This window comes from Rhodopirellula maiorica SM1 (assembly GCF_000346295.1).
GTDB lineage: Bacteria > Planctomycetota > Planctomycetia > Pirellulales > Pirellulaceae > Novipirellula > Novipirellula maiorica.
The window spans coordinates 1-1,241 of record NZ_ANOG01000241.1; the positions used below are offsets into that span (position 1 = coordinate 1).

The window sequence follows — 1,241 nt, forward strand, 5'->3', positions numbered from 1 at the left end:
TGGGCTATGATTTCCCACCTCCGCTAGCCGGTGGCTCACGCCCAATGCCATCTACTTTGGCACTAAACGGGTGGCGTTTGTAGAGGTGCGGCGCAAGCCGCCCGGTCTAAACCGAACGTTTTACTCGCCTCAACCGGACGGCTCGCGCCGTGCCGCTACCAAAGTAGATGGCATTGGGCTCACGCCACCGGCAGAGGGCGTGTCGGCCTCCGGCCTATAATCATTGCTACTAAATCAACAGTCACATACGTTTGGGAGAGGTGACAGCAAGCTTGCGCAACGCCTGATTCTATTTCAGCAGTCTCCTTCGTCGGAGGAGAGGTAACAGTTGAATTGGTCGGAAGAATAACTCACCCCCAATATCCGGTGTCAACACCAGAGCGTTAGCGATCAAGGTCTAGCTCCGGTCGAACGCCGCGACCATGGCTAGTTGGCTGTTGATTTGATGAAGCTTGCTACGGCAAGGGGATGGCTGATGGGCTACCTCGTCCGTCGTTGGTGTGTTCAACGGACTAGGAAGTCCGTTGTACGAACAAATCGACAGCCTGCAAGCACCAAAACGACCAATCTACCACTAGACTTCAGCCTATCTACTTAGTCGGCCTTGCGCTGCCGAGTCTCGTGAACGGATTCGATCCAGGCGATGGCGGCATCGGAGACGAGTTCGTGACGTCCATCGAAAATCGTGACGGTGGCGCTACCTGAGGTGCGGCGGAACAACGGTTGTTTTTCGCCGTAGCTTGGATCGGAAATGGATTGTTTCAACGATTCAGGCACTTTGACCTCGTTGTCAAAGTAGTCGATCTCGTCCGCGGATAAGCGATCTTCGGCAGCAGCGACTTCGTTGAACGCCAATAGAGAATGGCTGATCGGGACGCTGCCGTCATGTCCATCGCGGATGCCCGCGTTCAGATGAAGTTTGACGTCTTTGGCATTTGCAAGATAAGTGAGCGGAGATCGCTTTCGATATTCTTCATCCACCTCGGCACTGCTGCCTGGGACTCCGCCACACGATGCGACGATGTGCTTGTAATAGTTGCGGTTGGCTTGTTTGCACTGGTGGTACCACGCGGTCAGGTCGGAGATGGGCACCCACGCCGAGATACCCGCCCAAATCTCAGGATGACGGCCTGCCATCACCAGCGACGTGTAGCCTCCGCCCGATGTGCCGACGAGATAGATTGCGTTTGAGTCGATGTTCGCTGCCTGTTTCGCGTAATCAACCGCACTGACAATGTCGT

Annotated in this window: 1 protein-coding gene; it reads right to left on the reverse strand. The window is 55.4% G+C overall.

Annotated features, from left to right (window positions below; all coding sequences use genetic code 11):
• Nucleotides 1–594: 594 nt before the first annotated feature.
• Nucleotides 595–1,241 (reverse strand): alpha/beta hydrolase family protein (locus tag RMSM_RS07255; protein WP_040764608.1); only part of this gene is annotated, 647 nt, incomplete at its 5' end.